This is a genomic window from Rummeliibacillus suwonensis, from assembly GCF_007896435.1.
Classification (GTDB): Bacteria; Bacillota; Bacilli; order Bacillales_A; family Planococcaceae; genus Rummeliibacillus; species Rummeliibacillus suwonensis.
In genome coordinates, this window is sequence record NZ_VCBL01000003.1 from 34144 (window position 1) to 54093 (window position 19950).

Annotated in this window: 14 protein-coding genes and 2 other annotated features; of the genes, 7 read left to right on the top strand and 7 right to left on the bottom strand. The window is 37.1% G+C overall.

What is annotated here, in order from left to right:
* Positions 1-30: 30 nt before the first annotated feature.
* Positions 31-325: a sequence feature (16S ribosomal RNA rRNA prediction is too short), on the bottom strand.
* Positions 326-385: 60 nt separating this feature from the next.
* Positions 386-1265: a sequence feature (16S ribosomal RNA rRNA prediction is too short), on the bottom strand.
* Between the two features lie 358 nt (positions 1266-1623).
* The 7 genes from FEU33_RS15605 to dnaA all read right to left on the bottom strand — a co-directional run bounded on the left by FEU33_RS15605 (position 1624) and on the right by dnaA (position 12184).
* Positions 1624-2718, bottom strand: coding sequence for an HD-GYP domain-containing protein (locus FEU33_RS15605; protein ID WP_146550416.1), 1095 nt, complete (start codon positions 2716-2718; stop codon positions 1624-1626).
* Between the two features lie 726 nt (positions 2719-3444).
* The gene (gyrA, locus tag FEU33_RS15610; RefSeq protein WP_146550417.1) at positions 3445-5976 is read right to left on the bottom strand and encodes a DNA gyrase subunit A; all 2532 of its coding nucleotides are present in this window, start codon (positions 5974-5976) and stop codon (positions 3445-3447) included.
* Positions 5977-6001: 25 nt separating this feature from the next.
* A complete protein-coding gene (gene gyrB, locus FEU33_RS15615) occupies positions 6002-7927 on the bottom strand; it encodes a DNA topoisomerase (ATP-hydrolyzing) subunit B (protein WP_146550418.1) in 1926 nt (641 codons plus the stop codon).
* 77 nt (positions 7928-8004) lie between these two features.
* Positions 8005-9126, bottom strand: a complete 1122-nt coding sequence (gene recF, locus FEU33_RS15620) for a DNA replication/repair protein RecF (RefSeq protein ID WP_146550419.1) — start codon at positions 9124-9126, stop codon at positions 8005-8007.
* Between the two features lies 1 nt (position 9127).
* Positions 9128-9355 carry a S4 domain-containing protein YaaA gene (yaaA, locus tag FEU33_RS15625; protein WP_146550420.1) on the bottom strand — a complete coding sequence of 76 codons (228 nt, stop codon included), beginning with the start codon at positions 9353-9355 and terminating at the stop codon, positions 9128-9130.
* 177 nt (positions 9356-9532) lie between these two features.
* Positions 9533-10669 carry a DNA polymerase III subunit beta gene (gene dnaN, locus FEU33_RS15630; RefSeq protein WP_146550421.1) on the bottom strand — a complete coding sequence of 379 codons (1137 nt, stop codon included), beginning with the start codon at positions 10667-10669 and terminating at the stop codon, positions 9533-9535.
* 171 nt (positions 10670-10840) lie between these two features.
* Positions 10841-12184: a chromosomal replication initiator protein DnaA gene (gene dnaA, locus FEU33_RS15635; protein ID WP_146550422.1), complete on the bottom strand. Its 1344-nt coding sequence runs from the start codon at positions 12182-12184 to the stop codon at positions 10841-10843.
* Positions 12185-12759: 575 nt separating this feature from the next.
* On the opposite strand from dnaA, the gene rpmH reads away from it, so the two are divergent.
* The 7 genes from rpmH (at position 12760) to noc (ending at position 19686) form a co-directional block, all read left to right on the top strand.
* Positions 12760-12894: a 50S ribosomal protein L34 gene (rpmH, locus tag FEU33_RS15640; RefSeq protein ID WP_066791201.1), complete on the top strand. Its 135-nt coding sequence runs from the start codon at positions 12760-12762 to the stop codon at positions 12892-12894.
* 85 nt (positions 12895-12979) lie between these two features.
* The gene (rnpA, locus tag FEU33_RS15645; RefSeq protein WP_146550423.1) at positions 12980-13366 is read left to right on the top strand and encodes a ribonuclease P protein component; all 387 of its coding nucleotides are present in this window, start codon (positions 12980-12982) and stop codon (positions 13364-13366) included.
* 107 nt (positions 13367-13473) lie between these two features.
* On the top strand, positions 13474-14295 hold the full coding sequence (gene jag, locus FEU33_RS15650; RefSeq protein ID WP_146550424.1) for an RNA-binding cell elongation regulator Jag/EloR: 822 nt from the start codon (positions 13474-13476) through the stop codon (positions 14293-14295).
* A 173-nt stretch (positions 14296-14468) separates the two neighbouring features.
* On the top strand, positions 14469-15854 hold the full coding sequence (gene mnmE / locus FEU33_RS15655) for a tRNA uridine-5-carboxymethylaminomethyl(34) synthesis GTPase MnmE (RefSeq protein WP_146550425.1): 1386 nt from the start codon (positions 14469-14471) through the stop codon (positions 15852-15854).
* Between the two features lie 52 nt (positions 15855-15906).
* Positions 15907-17793 (top strand): tRNA uridine-5-carboxymethylaminomethyl(34) synthesis enzyme MnmG, encoded by a 1887-nt coding sequence (gene mnmG / locus FEU33_RS15660; protein ID WP_146550426.1) that lies wholly within the window; start codon positions 15907-15909, stop codon positions 17791-17793.
* 114 nt (positions 17794-17907) lie between these two features.
* Entirely contained in the window at positions 17908-18624 is a 717-nt protein-coding gene (rsmG, locus tag FEU33_RS15665; protein ID WP_146550427.1) for a 16S rRNA (guanine(527)-N(7))-methyltransferase RsmG, read from the top strand.
* A 201-nt stretch (positions 18625-18825) separates the two neighbouring features.
* A complete protein-coding gene (noc, locus tag FEU33_RS15670; protein WP_146550428.1) occupies positions 18826-19686 on the top strand; it encodes a nucleoid occlusion protein in 861 nt (286 codons plus the stop codon).
* The last annotated feature ends 264 nt before the right edge of the window (positions 19687-19950 follow it).

Sequence of the window (19950 nt, forward strand, 5' to 3'; positions counted from 1 at the left end):
GCGAGTTAGCGACTCTTTGTACCGTCCATTGTAGCACGTGTGTAGCCCAGGTCATAAGGGGCATGATGATTTGACGTCATCCCCACCTTCCTCCGGTTTATCACCGGCAGTCACCTTAGAGTGCCCAACTAAATGATGGCAACTAAGATTAAGGGTTGCGCTCGTTGCGGGACTTAACCCAACATCTCACGACACGAGCTGACGACAACCATGCACCACCTGTCACCAATGTCCCCGAAGGGAAAACTCTATCTCTAGAGCGGTCATCGGGATGTCAAGACCTGGTAAGGTTCTTCGCGTTGCTTCGAATTAAACCACATGCTCCACCGCTTGTGCGGGCCCCCGTCAATTCCTTTGAGTTTCAACCTTGCGGTCGTACTCCCCAGGCGGAGTGCTTAATGCGTTAGCTGCAGCACTAAGGGGCGGAAACCCCCTAACACTTAGCACTCATCGTTTACGGCATGGACTACCAGGGTATCTAATCCTGTTTGCTCCCCATGCTTTCGCGCCTCAGCGTCAGTTGCAGACCAGAAAGTCGCCTTCGCCACTGGTGTTCCTCCAAATCTCTACGCATTTCACCGCTACACTTGGAATTCCACTTTCCTCTTCTGCACTCAAGTCTCCCAGTTTCCAATGACCCTCCACGGTTAAGCCGTGGGCTTTCACATCAGACTTAAGAAACCACCTGCGCGCGCTTTACGCCCAATAATTCCGGACAACGCTTGCCACCTACGTATTACCGCGGCTGCTGGCACGTAGTTAGCCGTGGCTTTCTAATAAGGTACCGTCAAGGTACGTCCATTGCCTGACGTACTGGTTCTTCCCTTACAACAGAGTTTTACGATCCGAAAACCTTCATCACTCACGCGGCGTTGCTCCATCAGACTTTCGTCCATTGTGGAAGATTCCCTACTGCTGCCTCCCGTAGGAGTTTGGGCCGTGTCTCAGTCCCAATGTGGCCGATCACCCTCTCAGGTCGGCTATGCATCGTCGCCTTGGTAGGCCGTTACCCCACCAACTAGCTAATGCACCGCGGGCCCATCCTGTAGTGACGCGAAAGCGCCTTTCAACTCTTCCCCATGTGGGGAAGAGGATTATCCGGTATTAGCTCCGGTTTCCCGAAGTTATCCCCGTCTACAGGGCAGGTTGCCCACGTGTTACTCACCCGTCCGCCGCTCAATCAGAGGAGCAAGCTCCTCGTCATGCGCTCGACTTGCATGTATTAGGCACGCCGCCAGCGTTCGTCCTGAGCCAGGATCAAACTCTCCATAAAAGTTAAGTTTGAAAGCTCATTTGCTTTGCTAGCGTATCATCCGAAGATGATATCTATTTTGTCTTTGTCACTAACGGAGGTTAGTGAACAAATTTTATTGATTAACGTCTTGCTTGTTCAGTTTTCAAGGTTCATATTGCTATCATTTAACAACTTAATTATTATACCAACAATAGCATTAGTTGTCAATAAATTATTTAATTTATATCTGACAAAATGCTTTTGGCTATTTAATTAACTTATCATCAATTGTTAGCGGCTTATATAGTCTATCTATTTATTTTTAAAATGTCAACACTTTTTTAGAGAATATAAAATTTTTATAAATAAACATCAGGTTGAGAAATTCTTTATTCTTCTAATAGCAGGCGTTCAATATATATCCTTCTATTCTTTGAAAGATCGATTATATCATTGGATCCATCTAATTTAATAACAGGTCTGGTGGCAGAAGTCTTGTTCGTAAATACGATAGAACCTTCTTGACCATTTGATAATTCAACTTTAGATCCCAATGATAAATCCGCCACACAAGTAATTAATGCTTGCACAACTTGAATATTAAACTTTCCAAATTCAGCCTCTCGGATCATCTCTAAAACTTTAAATGGTGACTCTTTTGAACGATATATTCTTTCACATGTCATCGCATGAAAAACATCAGCTACAGCAATGATATGTGCAAAGATTGAAATCTTATTTCCTTTTTCGCCTTTTGGATAACCACTGCCATCTAATCTTTCATGATGTTGATATACGGCTATTTTCATTTCTGATTTAAGCGTTGATATCCCGTTGATCATTTGAAGACTGTAATATGGGTGTTCTTGGATTTCTTTAAATTCATATTCCGTTAAAGGACCATTTTTGTCTCGTATCTTTTTATTAATTTTCGCCATTCCACAATCTGCTACAGCCCCTGCTATAGCGATTTGAAGTATATCCCCTTTGCTATACCCCATTTTCTGAGCAATCACCGCACAGATTAAACTAATAGCTACTGAATGATGATATATGTAGTCCTTACTTGTTGAAAATTCATTTAAAATAAAAATTCGTTCTCTTTTTTCTAATACATTATCAATTAAAGGTAATATATACGCTCTAATTTTTGTGATATTTACATTGCTACCCGATTCCCAGTTTGAAAACTCCACTTTGAATTTTTCAACAACATCTCTGTATTTCTTTTCAAACGGTGTACTAGCAACAGTGGCAACTATGTTCTCCTGCTCCTCTGATATGGTGGCATCATTTTCTTTAGCTTCGATTGAAGAAGTAATTACAGGAACTTGGGAAATTTGAAAGGCCTGCAACACCGGTAAATGTTCACGAGTAATCTTTGTATTTTTATAAATAATCGGATATTGAGTGTTGGCTTTTATATCTTTTGCAATGATACTGCCTAATCGCAAGTCGGACACTCTTACTAATTTAGTATCCAAATAAATTACCACCCTTTGCACTTGATTTGTCTATGATTTATTGTAACTGAATTTTTTCCAATTGTAATTATAGAATGAATACCATTGAATTTTATTAAGAACATGTAAAAAAACAAACTGATCTCTATTAGCCCACTCAAAATTCAAAATGAACCTTCACATAAATGGAAATTTTCTTCATCTCAAACTATGCATTCGTTGAACCAATCGAGCTTTTACAGAGAGTTGTTTCCACCTTGTCCTCTAACCAACTTTTTTCATACTAGATGATGGCGGCATAATTTAGCCACCTTATGGATTTTCTGTATAAAAGGTTTTCTTATGTACAAATTACTCATGAAAATTTACTTAAGTCTTGATATAAGGCTTACTACTCATGTGTATATATAGTAATAATATATTAAACATTCTATTTCAGGTTATCGTTCATTATAACGTATTTTTCTACTAACTACAGCTGAACGACTAAGATTCTATAAAAAAATATAGGTACCCTCAAATATAGCTATTATTTTATCAAAAACTTTACATAGAACTTTTCACATTTACCTCAAAATGGGGAGGCTTAGCTCATCAGCACACGGCTGAGAGAGGCAGAAAAAAGGGGAAAAGAGAGGAGAATAAGATCTTTTTAAATCCCCCTCCATATTTGTGATATAAAAAACAAAAAAGGGAGCTGACACGCATCCCTTTTTGTTTTTAAATATTCATTTTGATATGGATCAATTATTCTTCTGGGTCTTCCTTATCCTCTGCATTGGTATCCTCTGCATCAGCATTCTCTTCGGCTGCTTCTGAATAATCTATTTCACTATCTTCTTCTTCGTCAGACTCTTTTTTGACTTTTGCAACGGAGGCAACCAACTCATCATCAGATAAACGAATTAAACGCACGCCTTGAGTACTTCTTCCCGTTATTGAAATATCATTGATATCCATACGAATGAGCATGCCATTGATCGTCATAAGCATGATATCTTCTTGACCATCAACTGTTTTCACAGCTACTAGAGGGCCATTTTTATCTGTGATTTGGCAAGTTTTAATACCGACGCCACCACGATTTTGCAAACGGTATTCTCCCTCAGGAGTTCGTTTGCCATAACCTTTTTCAGTCACAACAAGAATTTCTTGATCTGGTTCAATAATTTCCATACCTACCACGTAATCGTCATCTCTTAGACGAATACCACGAACACCAGCCGCAGTACGTCCCATTGAACGGATATCCTTCTCGTTGAAACGTACTAGCATACCATCATGTGTACCGATAATAATTTCCTTTTTACCATCTGTTAAACGAACGGAGATCAACTCATCATCATCACGTAATGAAATAGCGATTAGACCATTTGTTCGGATATTGGCAAAGTTCGATAATGGCGTACGTTTTGTAACTCCTGTACGTGTCGTAAAGATAAAGTATGCATCTTCATCATATGATGCTACACGAATCATAGCCGTTACTTTTTCTTTCTTTTCAACATTTAACAAATTAACTAAAGGTAATCCTTTGGCTGTCCTACCAAACTCAGGAATTTCATAACCTCTCGCTTTAAATACTTTACCTTTTGAAGTAAAGAACAAAATCGTATCATGTGTCGATGTATACAGTAGATGTTCTACAAAATCATCTTCATGGGTTCCCATACCTTGTACACCACGACCACCGCGTCGTTGACTACGATACGTATTGGCAGGAAGACGTTTAATATAGCCGTTATGCGTTAATGTAATCACTGAATTTTCACGTGGGATTAAATCTTCATCTTCAATCAATTCCATGCCGCCAGAAGTAATTTCTGTGCGACGTGCATCATTAAAACGTTCTTTTATGTCTAACAATTCATCGTGAATAATATGAAGAATTCTTGCTTCGTCTGCTAATATTTCTTTTAATTCTTTAATAAGCTTCAATAATTCCTGATACTCTGCCTCAATTTTGTCTCGCTCTAAACCTGTTAAACGTTGTAAACGCATATCTAAAATGGCTTGTGCTTGTCGTTCACTTAAACTAAATGTTTCCATCAAACCACTTTTCGCTTCTTCAGTTGTTTGAGATGCACGGATCAAACTAATAATTTCATCGATATGATCAAGTGCTATACGTAAGCCTTCTAAAATATGAGCACGATTTTCAGCTTTGCGTAACTCAAATTCAGTACGTCTACGAATGACCACTTTTTGATGCTCTAAGTAATGATACAAGGTTTCTTTTAAACTCAAAACTTTTGGTTGTCCACCAACAAGAGCCAGCATATTAATACCAAAGCTTGTTTGCATAGCTGTTTGTTTATATAAGTTATTTAGTACAACATTGCCATTTGCGTCTTTTCTAACATCAATGGTGATGCGCATTCCTGTACGGTCAGATTCATCACGGATATTTGTAATACCATCGATTTTCTTATCGCGTACTAATTCCGCAATCTTCTCGATTAAACGTGCTTTATTGACTTGATAAGGAAGTTCGTGAACAATAATGGTTTCTTTACCATTTGAATTTTGTTCAATTTCAACTCGAGCACGAATAATAATAGAGCCACGGCCTGTTTCATATGCACGACGAATACCGCTTCTTCCTAGTATTAATCCACCAGTTGGAAAATCAGGCCCAGGTATAATTTCCATCAATTCCTCTGTAGTGATAGCAGGGTTATTAGAAACGGCTAATACACCATCAATGACTTCTCCTAATTGATGTGGTGGGATATTGGTCGCCATCCCAACAGCAATCCCTGAAGCACCATTAACAAGTAAATTTGGATAACGAGCAGGTAACACTACTGGTTCTTTTTCATTACCATCATAGTTATCTTGAAAATCAATCGTATCTTTATTGATATCACGTAGCACTTCCATTGAGATTTTAGACATACGTGATTCTGTATAACGCATTGCTGCCGCTCCATCACCGTCGACAGAACCAAAGTTACCATGACCATCTACTAACATATAACGATAGCTAAAATCTTGTGCCATACGAACCATTGCTTCGTAAATAGAAGAGTCACCATGAGGGTGATACTTACCCATTACGTCCCCAACAATACGAGCGGATTTTTTATATGGTTTATCAGAAGTACTACCTAACTCTTGCATTCCATATAAAATACGGCGCTGTACAGGTTTAAGACCATCACGAACATCTGGTAATGCACGAGAAACGATAACACTCATTGCATAATCTAAAAATGAAGTTTTAATTGTTTTGGTAATTTTAACTCCTTTAACTCCGGAGTTGTTTGTTTCAGACAAAATTTTGACCTCCCTTCAGAAATCTCTAAATATCTAAGTTTTCTACATAAACTGCGTTTTCGTGAATAAATTGACGTCTTGGTTCAACATCATCGCCCATTAATTGTTCAAATGTTTGATCCGCTTCAATGGCATCATCTAATTCAACTTGCAATAGAACACGATATTCTGGATCCATTGTTGTATCCCATAATTGTTCCGCATCCATTTCACCAAGACCTTTATATCTTTGAATACCTGGTTTTGGTTGCTTAGGTAAGCGCTCTAAAATAGCTTGTAATTCTTTATCGCTGTAGCAATATTCTACATGCTTACCTTGTGCCACTTTATATAGTGGTGGCTGTGCGATATAAATGTAGCCGGCTTCAATAAGTGGTCGCATAAAGCGGAAAAAGAATGTTAATAATAAAGTTCTAATATGAGCACCATCTACATCGGCATCTGTCATAATAACGATTTTATGGTAGCGTGCTTTTTCTAAATCAAATTCTTCACCAATTCCTGTACCGATAGCGGTAATCATTGCTCGAATTTCAGCATTTGATAAAATACGGTCTAAACGTGCCTTTTCAACATTCAAAATTTTTCCTCGAAGTGGCAAAATAGCTTGGAAATGGCGATCTCGGCCTGATTTTGCTGAACCACCTGCAGAATCACCTTCTACGATGTAAATTTCACACTCATCAGGATGACGAGAAGAACAGTCTGCAAGTTTTCCAGGTAAGCTTGATACTTCTAACGCTGATTTACGTCTAGTCATTTCACGAGCTTTTTTAGCTGCAACACGCGCACGAGATGCAACTAAACCTTTATCTACGATAGTTCTAGCAACTGTCGGATTTTCCAGCAAGAATCTTTCAAAGCGTTCAGAAAATAATGAGTTCGTAATAGTGCTTACTTCAGAATTACCTAACTTTGTCTTTGTTTGTCCTTCAAATTGAGGATCTGGATGTTTGACGGAAACAATAGCCACTAGACCTTCACGAACATCTTCTCCTGATAAATTAGCATCTGAATCCTTTAATAAATGATTTTTTCGAGCGTAATCATTAATCACACGGGTAAGCGCTGTCTTGAAACCGGACTCATGTGTGCCGCCTTCGTAAGTATTGATATTATTTGCGAAGGAGAAAATATTGGATGAAAAACCTGAATTGTATTGCATCGCGATTTCAATTGAAATACCGTCTTTTTCACCTTTTAAATCGATTGCTTCATGAAGTGGTTCTTTCTTCTCGTTAATATGTTCAACATAGGATTTAATACCACCTTCATAATGGTAAATGTTTTGGCGGATTTCTTCATCACGCTCATCAATAATAGAAATTCTAATTCCACGGTTTAAATAAGCAAGTTCACGAACACGATGGGCAAGAATATCATACTCATAAGTGGTTGTATCTTTGAAGATTTCAGCATCCGCTTTGAATCTTGTTGTTGTACCATTGTGATCTGTATCACCAATAACTTTTAAAGGTTGAATAGTTTTCCCACGTTTGAATTTAATTTCGTGTATATGGCCATCTCTATGGACTTGTACGATGGTTTCTACAGAAAGTGCATTAACAACAGAGGCCCCTACACCATGTAAACCGCCTGATACCTTATATCCTCCACCGCCAAATTTACCTCCGGCATGAAGTACGGTCATAATAACTTCAACAGCTGGTTTTCCCACTTTTTCTTGGATATCGACTGGAATACCTCGGCCATTATCTTCTACTCGAATCCAATTATCCTTTTCAATTGCTACTGTAATTTCGGTACAATAGCCCGCTAATGCTTCATCAATACTATTATCTACGATTTCCCAAACAAGGTGATGTAACCCTTTGGAACTGGTTGAACCGATATACATACCAGGACGTTTGCGAACGGCTTCTAAACCTTCTAATACTTGAATCTGCTCGGCATCATATGCAACAGGCTTGTTATTGTCTTCGATTGCCATTATTGTTCCACCTACTCTTTCATGGCATTAGTATGCATTATTTATAATTCTCTTAAACCTATAAAATCCGCGGAATACTAGATATTCTCAGTATCCACGGAACCTTGTTTCACATGAAACATCGCTGATTCACGAATTGTCTCATGATCTATCCCCTCTACACTTGTGGTTGTCACAAAAGTCTGTACTTCACCTTTAATCGTATTCAGTAAATGGGATTGACGGTAATCATCTAACTCCGAAAGAACGTCATCCAGTAACAAGATGGGCGCTTCCCCAACCTCTTGCTTAATAAGTTCTATTTCAGCCAATTTAAGTGATAAAGCCGTTGTCCGTTGTTGACCTTGTGATCCATATGTTTGTACATCATAACCGTTTACGATAAATTGTAAATCATCTCGATGTGGTCCAATAAGTGTAACGCCTCTTTCTAATTCTCGAGGCAAGGATTCTTTTAATTTCGAAGCTAAATGAATAGCCATTTGTTCTTGTGACCATTCACCATCCATGCCACTAACTGGACGATAGCGGATTTTCATCTTTTCAAGATTCCTTGAAATTTGATAATGAATAGGGTCTGCCCATCCCTGCAACAATTCCATAAAGTGGAATCTCTTATGGATGACTTTTACAGCCGCTTCAATATACTGCTCTGTATACACGTCAAACATTACATCTTGCAATGTTTGTTTACCTTGATTTTGTTTAAGTAAATGATTACGTTGTTTCAACAATTTTTGAAAAGTCAATAAATCATGTAAATATACTGGAGAAATTTGTCCGATTTCCATATCGAGAAAACGTCTTCTAATTTGAGGACTGCCTTTCACTACAGTTAAATCTTCTGGGGCAAACATTACGACATTCATCTGCCCAATGTAATCACTTAAACGACTTTGTTCTAAGTGATTTGCTTTTGCCTTTTTTCCTTTTCTAGAAATCGTCAACTCTAACGGTAGATGACCATATTTCTTCTGAACGTCACCTTCTATTTTACCATAGTCTTTCTCCCAGCGTATCAATTCTTTTTCGTTTGATGTCCGATGGGATTTAGCCATAGCTAACACATAGATAGACTCCATCACATTTGTCTTACCCTGTGCATTTTCACCAATGAAAACGTTAATCTTCGGAGAGAAAGATAAATCGAGAGATTCATAATTCCGATAGTTAGTCAGCTTTAGTCGCTCTATATACATGTTATTCCTCGCTTTGAGATTCTACCAGATGAAATCTACCATATCCCGGAATACTTACTAAATCTCCTACACGTAGTTTTCGACCTCTTCTACGATCAATCTCACCATTTACATAGACATCATTCTCTTGCAAAAACCATTTAGCCATTCCACCTGAGCTAATAACATCCATCCTCTTAAGAAATTGCCCCAGTGTTATAAATTCACTTTCTAATACAATATCATTCACTGTTTTTCATCCTCTACGTCTAATCAAATCCTATATCTATTTTATCGAACTTTTGTCCATAAGTAAAAAGGATAGTCACTTAAAGGACCATCCTTTCTAAGAAAAATCTCTTGCAAACCGCACAATTAGCACCAGGTACTAATTACGTTTAGGAAATAAGTTATATTCATAAAACAATTAGTAAGTTCGTACAGGTAAAATGAGTTGTAGTATAGCATCATCGTGCACAGAACGAATGATAAATGGACGCATTGCACCTGTGAATTGAATAATAACTTCTTGTCCATCGATTGCCTTTAAGGCATCCATCATATATTTTGCACTAAATGAAATGCGTAATTCTTCACCTTCAAGAGATTCTACTTGGATCTCTTCTTCAACTTTCCCAATTTCAGGGGAATTTGAAGAGATTTCGACTGTATTTTCTCCTAAAGTAGAAAAGCGAACAACGTTATTTCGATCTTCACGAGCCAGTAATGATGCACGATCAATCGCTTGCAACAAAGCTTTTCCGTTGATTGTTACATTTGTATTGTATTCTTCTGGAATTAAACGAGAAGTTTCAGGATAATTCCCTTCTAATAAGCGGGAGAAAAATAAAACATCAGAAGTTTTGAATAAAACTTGCTGGTTCGTCATAAATATATCAACAGGTGTAGTTGAATCGCTTAGGATTTTGCTTAATTCAGTTAAACTTTTACCAGGAATAACAACATCTGCTTCTTCCGTAGGCAAATGTTCTAAAGTAACCTTTCGACGAGCTAAGCGATGGCTATCTGTTGCAACACAGACTAAACCATCTTCTTTAATTTGCCACTTTACACCTGTCAACACGGGGCGACTTTCGCTTGCAGAAACAGCAAAAACAGTTTCACGAACAATCGCTTTCAGCAAATCGGAAGGCAATGTGATTTGACGATCCGGTGAAATTTCAGGAAGCATTGGATATTCAGTTGCATCTAGTCCAATTAAGTGGAAATCTGATTTACCTGATTGGATTCTTGTTTGGAAGTTGTTTGTTACTTCAATTTCTACTTCATTTGTAGGTAACTTACGAACAATTTCATTGAACATTCTAGCTTGTAAGACAATAGAGCCTGTTTCATGTACGTGGATAATTTGTTCTCCATCTTCTTCTACAGGAATAGAAGTTTGGATGGTAATATCTGCATCACTACCTGTTAATGTCATGCCTTCTGTTGATACATCAATTTTGATGCCTGTCAAAATGGGAATGGTTGTTTTTGAACTTACGGCTTTCATGACATCATTTAACCCGTCAAGCAAACGATCTCTCATGATATCAAATTTCATTGTTAATGACCTCACTTAATATATTAATTATTATTTAAAAAATAGTAGATATAGTAATAGGCGCTGTGGATTTGTGGATAAGTCTTCTAACTCAAATAAAATCAGTCTATCCACATGTAGATAGACTGTGTATAAATTTGTTGTTATCTTTCTTGTTATCCACAGTAAAACTTATTTGCCTAGCATACTTCTAATCTGTTTAATATCTTGTTGAAGACCTTGATCATCTTTTAAGAGCGATGATATTTTTTCATGTGCATGGATGACCGTCGTATGGTCACGGCCTCCAAATTCATCACCTATCTTGGGCAAAGAACAATCCGTCATTTCACGGGATAGATACATAGCTACTTGTCTAGGAAATGCTATTGATTTTGTACGTCTTTTAGCTGTAAAGTCCTCTAGTTTTATATGATAGTGTTCCCCTACAGCTTTTTGAATATCTAAAATTGTTAGTGTACGTGGAGTAGCATTTGGGATAATATTCTTCAATGCTTGAGCGGCTAATTCAGCTGTAATGTCTTCATTTACAAGAGAAGAGTATGCAACTACACGAATAAGTGCGCCCTCTAATTCACGAATATTCGAGTCGATTTGATTAGCAATATAGAGCATGACTTCATTTGGAATATCCAAGTTATCAGCCTTCGCTTTTTTGCGTAAAATAGCGATACGTGTTTCTAAATCTGGTGGGGCAATATCTGTTATTAACCCCCATTCAAAGCGTGAACGCAAACGATCCTCCAGTGTCGGTATTTCTTTAGGAGGACGGTCACTAGAGATGATGATTTGTTTTGATTCTTCATGCAACGTATTAAAAGTGTGGAAAAATTCTTCTTGAGTTGATTCTTTTCCTGCTAAAAACTGAATATCATCTATTAGTAACACATCTACATTGCGATACTTATTGCGAAATTCTTCTGCTCTGTTATCGCGAATCGAATTAATAAACTCATTTGTAAACTTTTCAGATGACAAATAAACAACTTTCGCTTTTGGATTATGCTCCAATACATAATGTCCAATAGCGTGCATTAAGTGGGTTTTACCTAGACCAACGCCACCATAGATAAACAGCGGATTGTAAGCATTGGCGGGAGCCTCTGCTACCGCCAATGAAGCTGCATGTGCAAAACGATTTCCTGATCCGATGACAAATGTATCGAATGTATATTTTGTATTTAACATGCTCAAAGAAGTATCCGGTTGCTCATCATAATTTTTTTGAATGGGTGTAGATGGGATATCAAAATTCTCTATGTTCGGATCCTGTTGAACAACGAAACGAATGCGTAAATCTTTTCCGGTCAATTCAGCTAAAATAGCTGCAATTAAGTGAACGTAATGATTTTCGAGCCATTCACGACCAAAAGAATTGGGCGCCGCGATCGTTACAGTATCACCAGTATAGGCCAACAATTTCGTTGATTTCAGCCAAGTTTCAAAGCTTGGTTTGGAGATCTTTTGCTTCGCTTCTGAGAGTACTTTATCCCATAACTCTTCAATATGTTCCAAGCTCTTTCTCCTTTTCTTAAAAACTATTCTATAAAGTTATAAAATTTTACAGATGATTGTGTTGTGTGTTGGATGAAAAATTATAGCAATATTAGATTATAGTTTAACTGCTAATCACAGTAAACACATTCTGTGGATAAATCTTATTATACCTTGGTGGATAAAATTATCCACAAGTTATCAACAATTGTGGATAAGATTTTGTATAGAAAGATTTATTGACAGAATAAAACACAATAATTGTATCAAGAAAAATATTGAATGACAAGAGCTTTAAGATGTTATCCACAAAATGAATAAATATACATAAATAAGTTATCCACAACGTATGGACTTGTGTAAAATTCGTGAATAAGTGTTGTGGATAATTTTTTGGTGCAGAAAAATGTTCACAGAAGAATAGATGAGGAGCAGGATAAATTGTGGATAACTTGGATATAAAAAAGAAGAAAAATGTTAAGCGAATATGAAGTTTGCTTTTCATGATAGTTGACAAAATAGGATGGTAATAGCTATAATATACAAGACTGTCTGTAATATTAGATAATAGATTTTTATCAGGAGGTGTCATATAAATGAAACGCACATATCAACCAAAAAAACGTAAGCATAGTAAAGTACATGGCTTCCGTGCACGTATGGCTACTAAAAATGGTCGTAAAGTAATCGCAGCTCGTCGTCGTAAAGGAAGAAAAGTACTATCAGCATAAGCATGGGTCCACTGAACAAACTCAGTGGTCTTTTTTCTTTTATAATATGAGGGCGAAGAAGAAAAAAGAATAAGCAGGTGCAAAAATGAAAAAACGCCGCAGAATTAAAAAAAACGAGGACTTTCAAAAAGTATTTAAAAAAGGAAAGTCGTTCGCGAACCGTCAATTTGTTGTCTACTGTCTTGAAAAAGATGGACAAGAAGAATTTAGAATTGGATTATCTGTCAGTAAAAAAATTGCAAAGGCAGTCACAAGAAATCAAATTAAACGTTATGTCCGACAAAGCTTCTTAGAATTAAACGATGAGCTTCCTCAAAATATGGACTACGTCATTATCGCCCGAAATCCGGCGGCCACCATGAATTTTCATGAAACAAAGAAAAGTTTAGAGCATGTATTGAAAATTGCGAAGGTTTTAAAACGAAGTAGTAGAGACAACAAGAAATCCCATGATAGAATAATAAAAAAATAATAAATGATTTTGCAGGGGATTTCGTTGAATATCGATCTCAACGAATCGACTCTTGTTATGAAAGCTTTGAAAAAACAACAGAACCTGCGAAGATAGGAGGGCCCAAAGTGAAACAGATTACGCAAATAGGCGCAACTGTAGAGGAAGCAGTTTTGCTAGCCTTACATGAGCTTAACCTTACTCGTAAACAAGTAGATGTTGAAATTATTCAAGAAGCAAAAAAAGGTTTTTTAGGTTTTGGATCACGTAAAGCACAAGTTCGCGTGACCGAAAAACAAGTAGAAAAACCAAGTACCGAACAAGAATTTAAAACAGAACCTGAAGAAGCGTTAGGATCAGCGTCTATTTTGCAAGAAGAGCAAAGTCAAAGTATAGTTGACACTAAAATTAGTACCATTTCTACATTAGATGAATCTCTAGCAATAGATGAAATAGAAAATGGGGAAGAACAGGAAGAATTTGAAAAGATTGATTATACGGAAGCGATTAAGCAAGCTAAAACGTATATCACAAATATCGCATTTCAACTTGGTGTTCAAGATCTTGAAATAGAGGTCGAGCAAAAGGGGAAAAATATAAACTTTCAACTATCTAGTGAAAAGGCAGCTCTTCTGATTGGAAAGCGTGGTCAAACTTTAAACGCCCTTCAACAATTAACACAATTAGTTGCGCATCAGTATATTAAACGCTTTGTTTTAGTCAAACTTGATGTTGGAAATTATCGTGAAAAACGCCAACAGTCATTGGAATTGTTAGCAAATCGTATGGCAGATAAAGCAGTTCATACTGGTCGTAAAGTAGAACTGGAGCCAATGCCAGCGAACGAACGTAAAATCATTCATCATATATTAGCAGATCGAGTAGATGTTGAAACTTATTCAAAAGGTGAAGATTTAAAACGTCATTTAGTAATTGAACCAATTCGATAAAGAGAAATATACTGCTCATTAATGCAGATAAATCGATCAAGGATTGTGAAAGAGTCCTTCTCAAAAGCTGAGAAGGGCTCATTTTTTTGCTATATGGTATTATAATAATTTAGAAAGTTAGATGTTCTCAGTTATCCACATGTGGATAACTTTTGATATAGGAGGTAGTAACTATGGAATTCGATACAATTGCAGCGATATCCACACCCATGGGAGAAGGTGCAATTGCTATTGTCCGATTAAGTGGCGATCAAGCAATTGAAATAGCAGATCGTATTTTTCATTCGCCAAGTGAAAAAAAATTATCCACACAACCATCCCATACAATTCACTATGGCCATTTAAAAGAGGTAGAAACAGGTGAAGTAGTAGAAGAAGTGATGGTATCTATGATGAGAGGTCCTAAAACGTTTACTCGCGAGGATGTAGTAGAAATCAATTGCCATGGTGGCCTTGTGTCAGTGAATCGTGTGCTTCAATTAGTGCTTCGAAACGGTGCAAGAATGGCTGAACCTGGAGAATTTACAAAAAGAGCATTTTTGAATGGGCGTATTGATTTATCACAAGCGGAAGCTGTTATGGATTTAATTCGTTCTAAAACGGATAAAGCTATGAATATGGCTCTTGGTCAAATGGATGGAAAACTATCTCGTTTGATCTATCAATTACGTCAGGCATTGATAGAAGTGCTAGCGCAAGTGGAAGTAAATATAGATTATCCAGAATATGATGATGTTGAAGAAATGACGATTCCTTTGATGTTAGAAAAATCTACATGGGTAAAACAAGAAATTGAAAAACTTTTACAAACATCTTCTCAAGGAAAAATTTTACGTGAAGGCTTATCTACAGTTATATTAGGTAGACCAAATGTAGGAAAGTCTTCATTATTAAATAGTTTAGTTCAAGAAAATAAAGCAATCGTGACAGATGTAGCAGGCACGACGCGTGATATTATTGAAGAATACGTCAATGTTCGTGGTGTCCCGCTTCGTTTAGTAGATACAGCAGGTATTCGTGAAACAGAAGATATTGTGGAGCGGATCGGGGTAGAAAGATCACGACAAGTCTTGAAAGAGGCAGATTTAATCTTACTTGTTGTAAACTATAACGATGAGTTGACGGAAGAAGACGAGCGATTATTTGAAGCCATTCAAAATATGGATTATATCGTTGTTGTCAATAAAACAGATTTACCTCAAAAAATTGATTTGCCCCGTGTGAAGGAACTTGCTGGTTCACACAAGCTAGTAACGACTTCCTTATTGGAAGAAGAAGGGGTAAATGAGTTGGAAGAAGCCATCGCTTCATTATTCTTTGAAGGATCAGTTGAAGCTGGAGATTTAACATATGTTTCAAATGCCCGCCATATTGCGTTGTTACATCAAGCGCTTGATCGAATTAACGATGCAATTGACGCTGCACATGCAGGTGTTCCTGTCGATATGATTCAAATTGATGTAACAAGAACTTGGGAAATCCTTGGTGAAATTGTCGGTGATACAGTACAAGATAGTTTGATCAATCAGTTATTTTCACAATTCTGCTTAGGAAAATAGATAGTATCTAGAAAGAAAAGATAAATTTAAATAGAGAAAGGAAGTAACGAGCATGCCAACAAATTATGAAGCAGGCACGTTCGATGTTGTTGTTATCGGAGCAGGTCATGCAGGGGTAGAAGCTGCATATGCCTCAGCACGAATGGGTGCCAAAACATTAGTATTAACCATAAATTTAGATATGATTGCTTTTATGCCATGTAATCCATCAGTTGGTGGACCAGCGAAAGGTATTGTCGTACGTGAAATTGATGCGATGGGCGGTGCGATGGGAAAAATCATCGATAAAACCAATATCCAAATGCGTATGTTAAACACGGGCAAAGGACCAGCAGTACGTGCATTACGTGCGCAAGCTGATAAAGTTATGTATCAACGGGCGATGAAAAAATTGCTAGAGGATCAAGAAAATCTTGCTATCCATCAAGCGATGGTTGAAGAATTGATCATAGAGGATGGTCAAGTAAAAGGAGTTATCACACAAACAGGCGCCATTTACCGAGCAAGTACAGTCGTTATTACAACTGGCACTTTTTTACGTGGAGAAATTATTATTGGAGATTTGAAATATTCAAGTGGTCCCAATAACCAACAACCGTCTATTAAACTTGCCGATAACTTGCGGGAACTTGGTTTCGATATGGTTCGGTTTAAAACAGGTACTCCACCTCGTGTCAATAGCAAAACAATTGATTATAGCAAAACAGAAATTCAACCAGGGGATTCAGAACCTCGAGCTTTCAGTTATGAAACGACTGAATTTATCACAGATCAAATTCCGTGCTGGTTGACTTATACAAGTCCAGCAACACACAAAATCATTAATGATAACTTGGATCAATCACCTATGTATACAGGTGTGATTACGGGTACAGGTCCGCGTTATTGTCCATCCATTGAAACTAAAATTGTGCGTTTTAATGATAAACCTCGACATCAACTATTCTTAGAACCAGAAGGTCGCAATACACAAGAAGTATATGTTCAAGGTCTATCCACCAGTTTACCAGAGCGTATTCAACGTCAAATGCTTGAGACCATTCCAGGGCTAGAAAAGGCTGAAATGATGCGTGCCGGTTATGCCATCGAATATGATGCCATTGTTCCAACGCAACTTTGGCCGACACTTGAAACAAAACGGATTAAAAATCTTTATACGGCTGGGCAAATCAATGGGACTTCTGGCTATGAAGAAGCAGCTGGTCAAGGATTAATGGCAGGTATCAATGCTGCTGCAAAAGCTCTAGGAAAAGAAGAAATGATTCTTGGACGTGCTGATGCTTATATTGGTGTGTTAATTGACGATTTAGTGACCAAAGGGACAAATGAACCATATCGTTTATTGACATCTCGTGCAGAATATCGTTTATTATTACGTCACGATAATGCCGATATGCGTTTAACCGAACATGCTTATCGAGCAGGCTTGATCTCAAAAGAACGCTATGATCAATTCCTTGTGAAAAAAGCACAAGTAGAGGAAGAAATTGCTCGTTTGCATAATATAATCCTAAAACCAAACGAAGAAACACAAGCCGCCATTCAAGCAGTTGGTAGCAGCCCATTAAAAGATGGTGTTCGTGGAATCGATTTATTGAAACGTCCAGAAGTTAACTATAATTTAGTAGCTTCTTTAACACCTTCACCTGTAGAATTAAATGCAGAAGTGAGAGAGCAAGTAGAAATTCAAGTAAAATACGAAGGCTATATTGAAAAAGCGCTCCAACAAGTTGAAAGACTAAAGAAGATGGAAGATAAGAAAATCCCAGAAAACATTGATTATGATGCCATTTCTGGTATTGCAACAGAAGCAAAAGAAAAATTAAAAGAAGTTCGCCCATTATCCGTGGCACAAGCATCACGTATTTCAGGTGTTAATCCAGCTGACATTTCAATTTTACTAGTGTATATTGAACATGGAAGAATTGCGAAGGTTTAAAAGTAAAACGAGCGATCACACGGGATAAAGTAAAGCTTCCATCAGTGGGGGTCTTACTGCTCGTTAACGCGGGATATATAAAAATATCAGTAGCACTTATGGAAGGGGAATACCATGAACGAAGAACAGTTTGTGCAAGCTTTAAAAGAACGAGGGATTGAGTTATCAGAAAAACAAATTCAACAATTCCATAGCTATTTTGAAACACTGGTAGAATGGAATAAAAAGATGAATTTAACAGCAATCACTGATCAGCCGTCGGTTTATTTAAAGCATTTCTATGATTCTATCAGTGCTGCTTTTTATACTGATTTTAATAATGTTCAGTCATTATGTGATATTGGTGCAGGTGCAGGGTTCCCTAGTATCCCTATTAAAATTTGTTTTCCACATTTGCAAATCACGATTGTTGACTCTTTAAATAAGCGTATTCAATTTTTAAATCATTTAAGTAAAGTTTTGCATTTAGAAAATGTCAATTATATTCATTCACGTGCGGAAGATTTTGGGCGAATAGAAGCAAATCGTGAAAAGTTTGATATTGTAACGGCACGTGCGGTTGCAAGATTATCTGTTTTATCTGAATTATGTATCCCACTTGTCAGAATAGGTGGAAGTTTCATAGCGATGAAAGCAGCAAGTGGTGAGGAAGAACTAAGAGATGCTAAAAAAGCAATAGCAACGCTCGGTACAAAACTAGTAGAAAAGTTTGAATTTCCACTTCCAATCGAAAACAGTGAACGTACTATTTATATTTTTGAAAAAATAAAAAATACGCCAAAAAAATATCCACGTAAGCCCGGAGTACCAAATAAATCACCAATTCATTAATACATGTTTCACATGAAACAAAAAAGGAATCTACCGTTTTTTATCGAAAGAAACTATAATGATAAATGAACATAATTACTTTTTGTATAATGTTAGTAAATATATAGATATAGATCGTTCATCTCCGACAGGCAACTAGTAAAATCAACTAGCACAAAATTGGAGTATAGACAGAAATATCATTAAAGGTGGTGCCAAGGGATGAAAAATACTTTTTCACGTTTGTTTGGAAGTGGTGAGAAAGTAGAAAACACCTCAACAAGTGAAGTAGAGAATACGGAGTCGGTTGTGAAGCTTGCTATAGAGCAAATTAGTCCAAACCGTTACCAACCACGAACAATTTTTGATGATTCGAAGATTGAAGAATTAGCACGAACGATTCATACGCATGGTGTCATTCAACCAATTGTCGTCCGTCAATTAGAAGAAGATCATTATGAAATTATTGCGGGTGAACGTCGATATCGTGCGATGAAATCATTGAATTGGACAGAAGTGCCTGCAATTATCCGAAAAATGAATGATAAGGAAACAGCTTCTGTTGCACTAATCGAAAATTTACAACGGGAAGAACTTACTTCTATTGAAGAAGCACAAGCTTATCAGAAACTTTTAGAATTACATGATTTAACACAAGAGGCTCTTGCGCAACGTTTAGGAAAAGGTCAATCTACCATTGCCAATAAACTACGTCTTTTAAAATTACCCAAAGCAATTCAGCAAGCTATATTGAAAAGGGAAATTTCAGAGCGCCATGCACGTGCGTTAGTACCGATAAAAGATGAAGAGCTACAATTGAAATTATTACATGAAATCGTTGCACAGGATTATAACGTCAGACAGTTGGAACAGCGAATTAATGAAATATTAAATCCTGAAGAAAAAACGAAAAAGGCAAAACCTCATCGTAAAGCGATCAGTAGGGATATTCGAATAGCCCTTAATACGATTCGCCAATCGCTCACAATGGTCAATAAAACAGGGATTCATGTAGAAACAGAAGAAGAAGAGCATGAAGAATTCTACCAAATTACTGTGAAGATCCCCAAAAAGAAAGCATAAAATTATTTTTTAAAACTCTTACTCTAATAGAAATTTAGAATAAGAGTTTTTCTTTTATTCAGCATTAACAGATATTCATTTCTCACTGTAGAACCCTAGTAAAAAGCATGTAGAACGGTGGAGTATCAACTATTTGCACAGGACTGATTGTTTTAGCTCATACAAAGTAAGAGGCTGAAAAAATCTCTATTGTGTGAAGTTTCGCTTTATTTCATCTAGCTTAATGGAGCCGAGAAATCATTTTTTTGATAGAATGTATAAAAA

Excerpts from the sequence above, each read along its gene's own strand:
- rpmH (WP_066791201.1), top strand. The coding sequence starts at position 12,760 with ATGAAACGCACATATCAACCAAAAAAACGTAAGCATAGTAAAGTACAT.
- recF (WP_146550419.1), bottom strand. The coding sequence starts at position 9,126 with ATGTATATAGAGCGACTAAAGCTGACTAACTATCGGAATTATGAATCT.
- mnmG (WP_146550426.1), top strand. The coding sequence starts at position 15,907 with ATGCCAACAAATTATGAAGCAGGCACGTTCGATGTTGTTGTTATCGGA.
- rnpA (WP_146550423.1), top strand. The coding sequence starts at position 12,980 with ATGAAAAAACGCCGCAGAATTAAAAAAAACGAGGACTTTCAAAAAGTA.
- gyrB (WP_146550418.1), bottom strand. The coding sequence starts at position 7,927 with ATGGCAATCGAAGACAATAACAAGCCTGTTGCATATGATGCCGAGCAG.
- mnmE (WP_146550425.1), top strand. The coding sequence starts at position 14,469 with ATGGAATTCGATACAATTGCAGCGATATCCACACCCATGGGAGAAGGT.
- dnaN (WP_146550421.1), bottom strand. The coding sequence starts at position 10,669 with ATGAAATTTGATATCATGAGAGATCGTTTGCTTGACGGGTTAAATGAT.
- noc (WP_146550428.1), top strand. The coding sequence starts at position 18,826 with ATGAAAAATACTTTTTCACGTTTGTTTGGAAGTGGTGAGAAAGTAGAA.
- rsmG (WP_146550427.1), top strand. The coding sequence starts at position 17,908 with ATGAACGAAGAACAGTTTGTGCAAGCTTTAAAAGAACGAGGGATTGAG.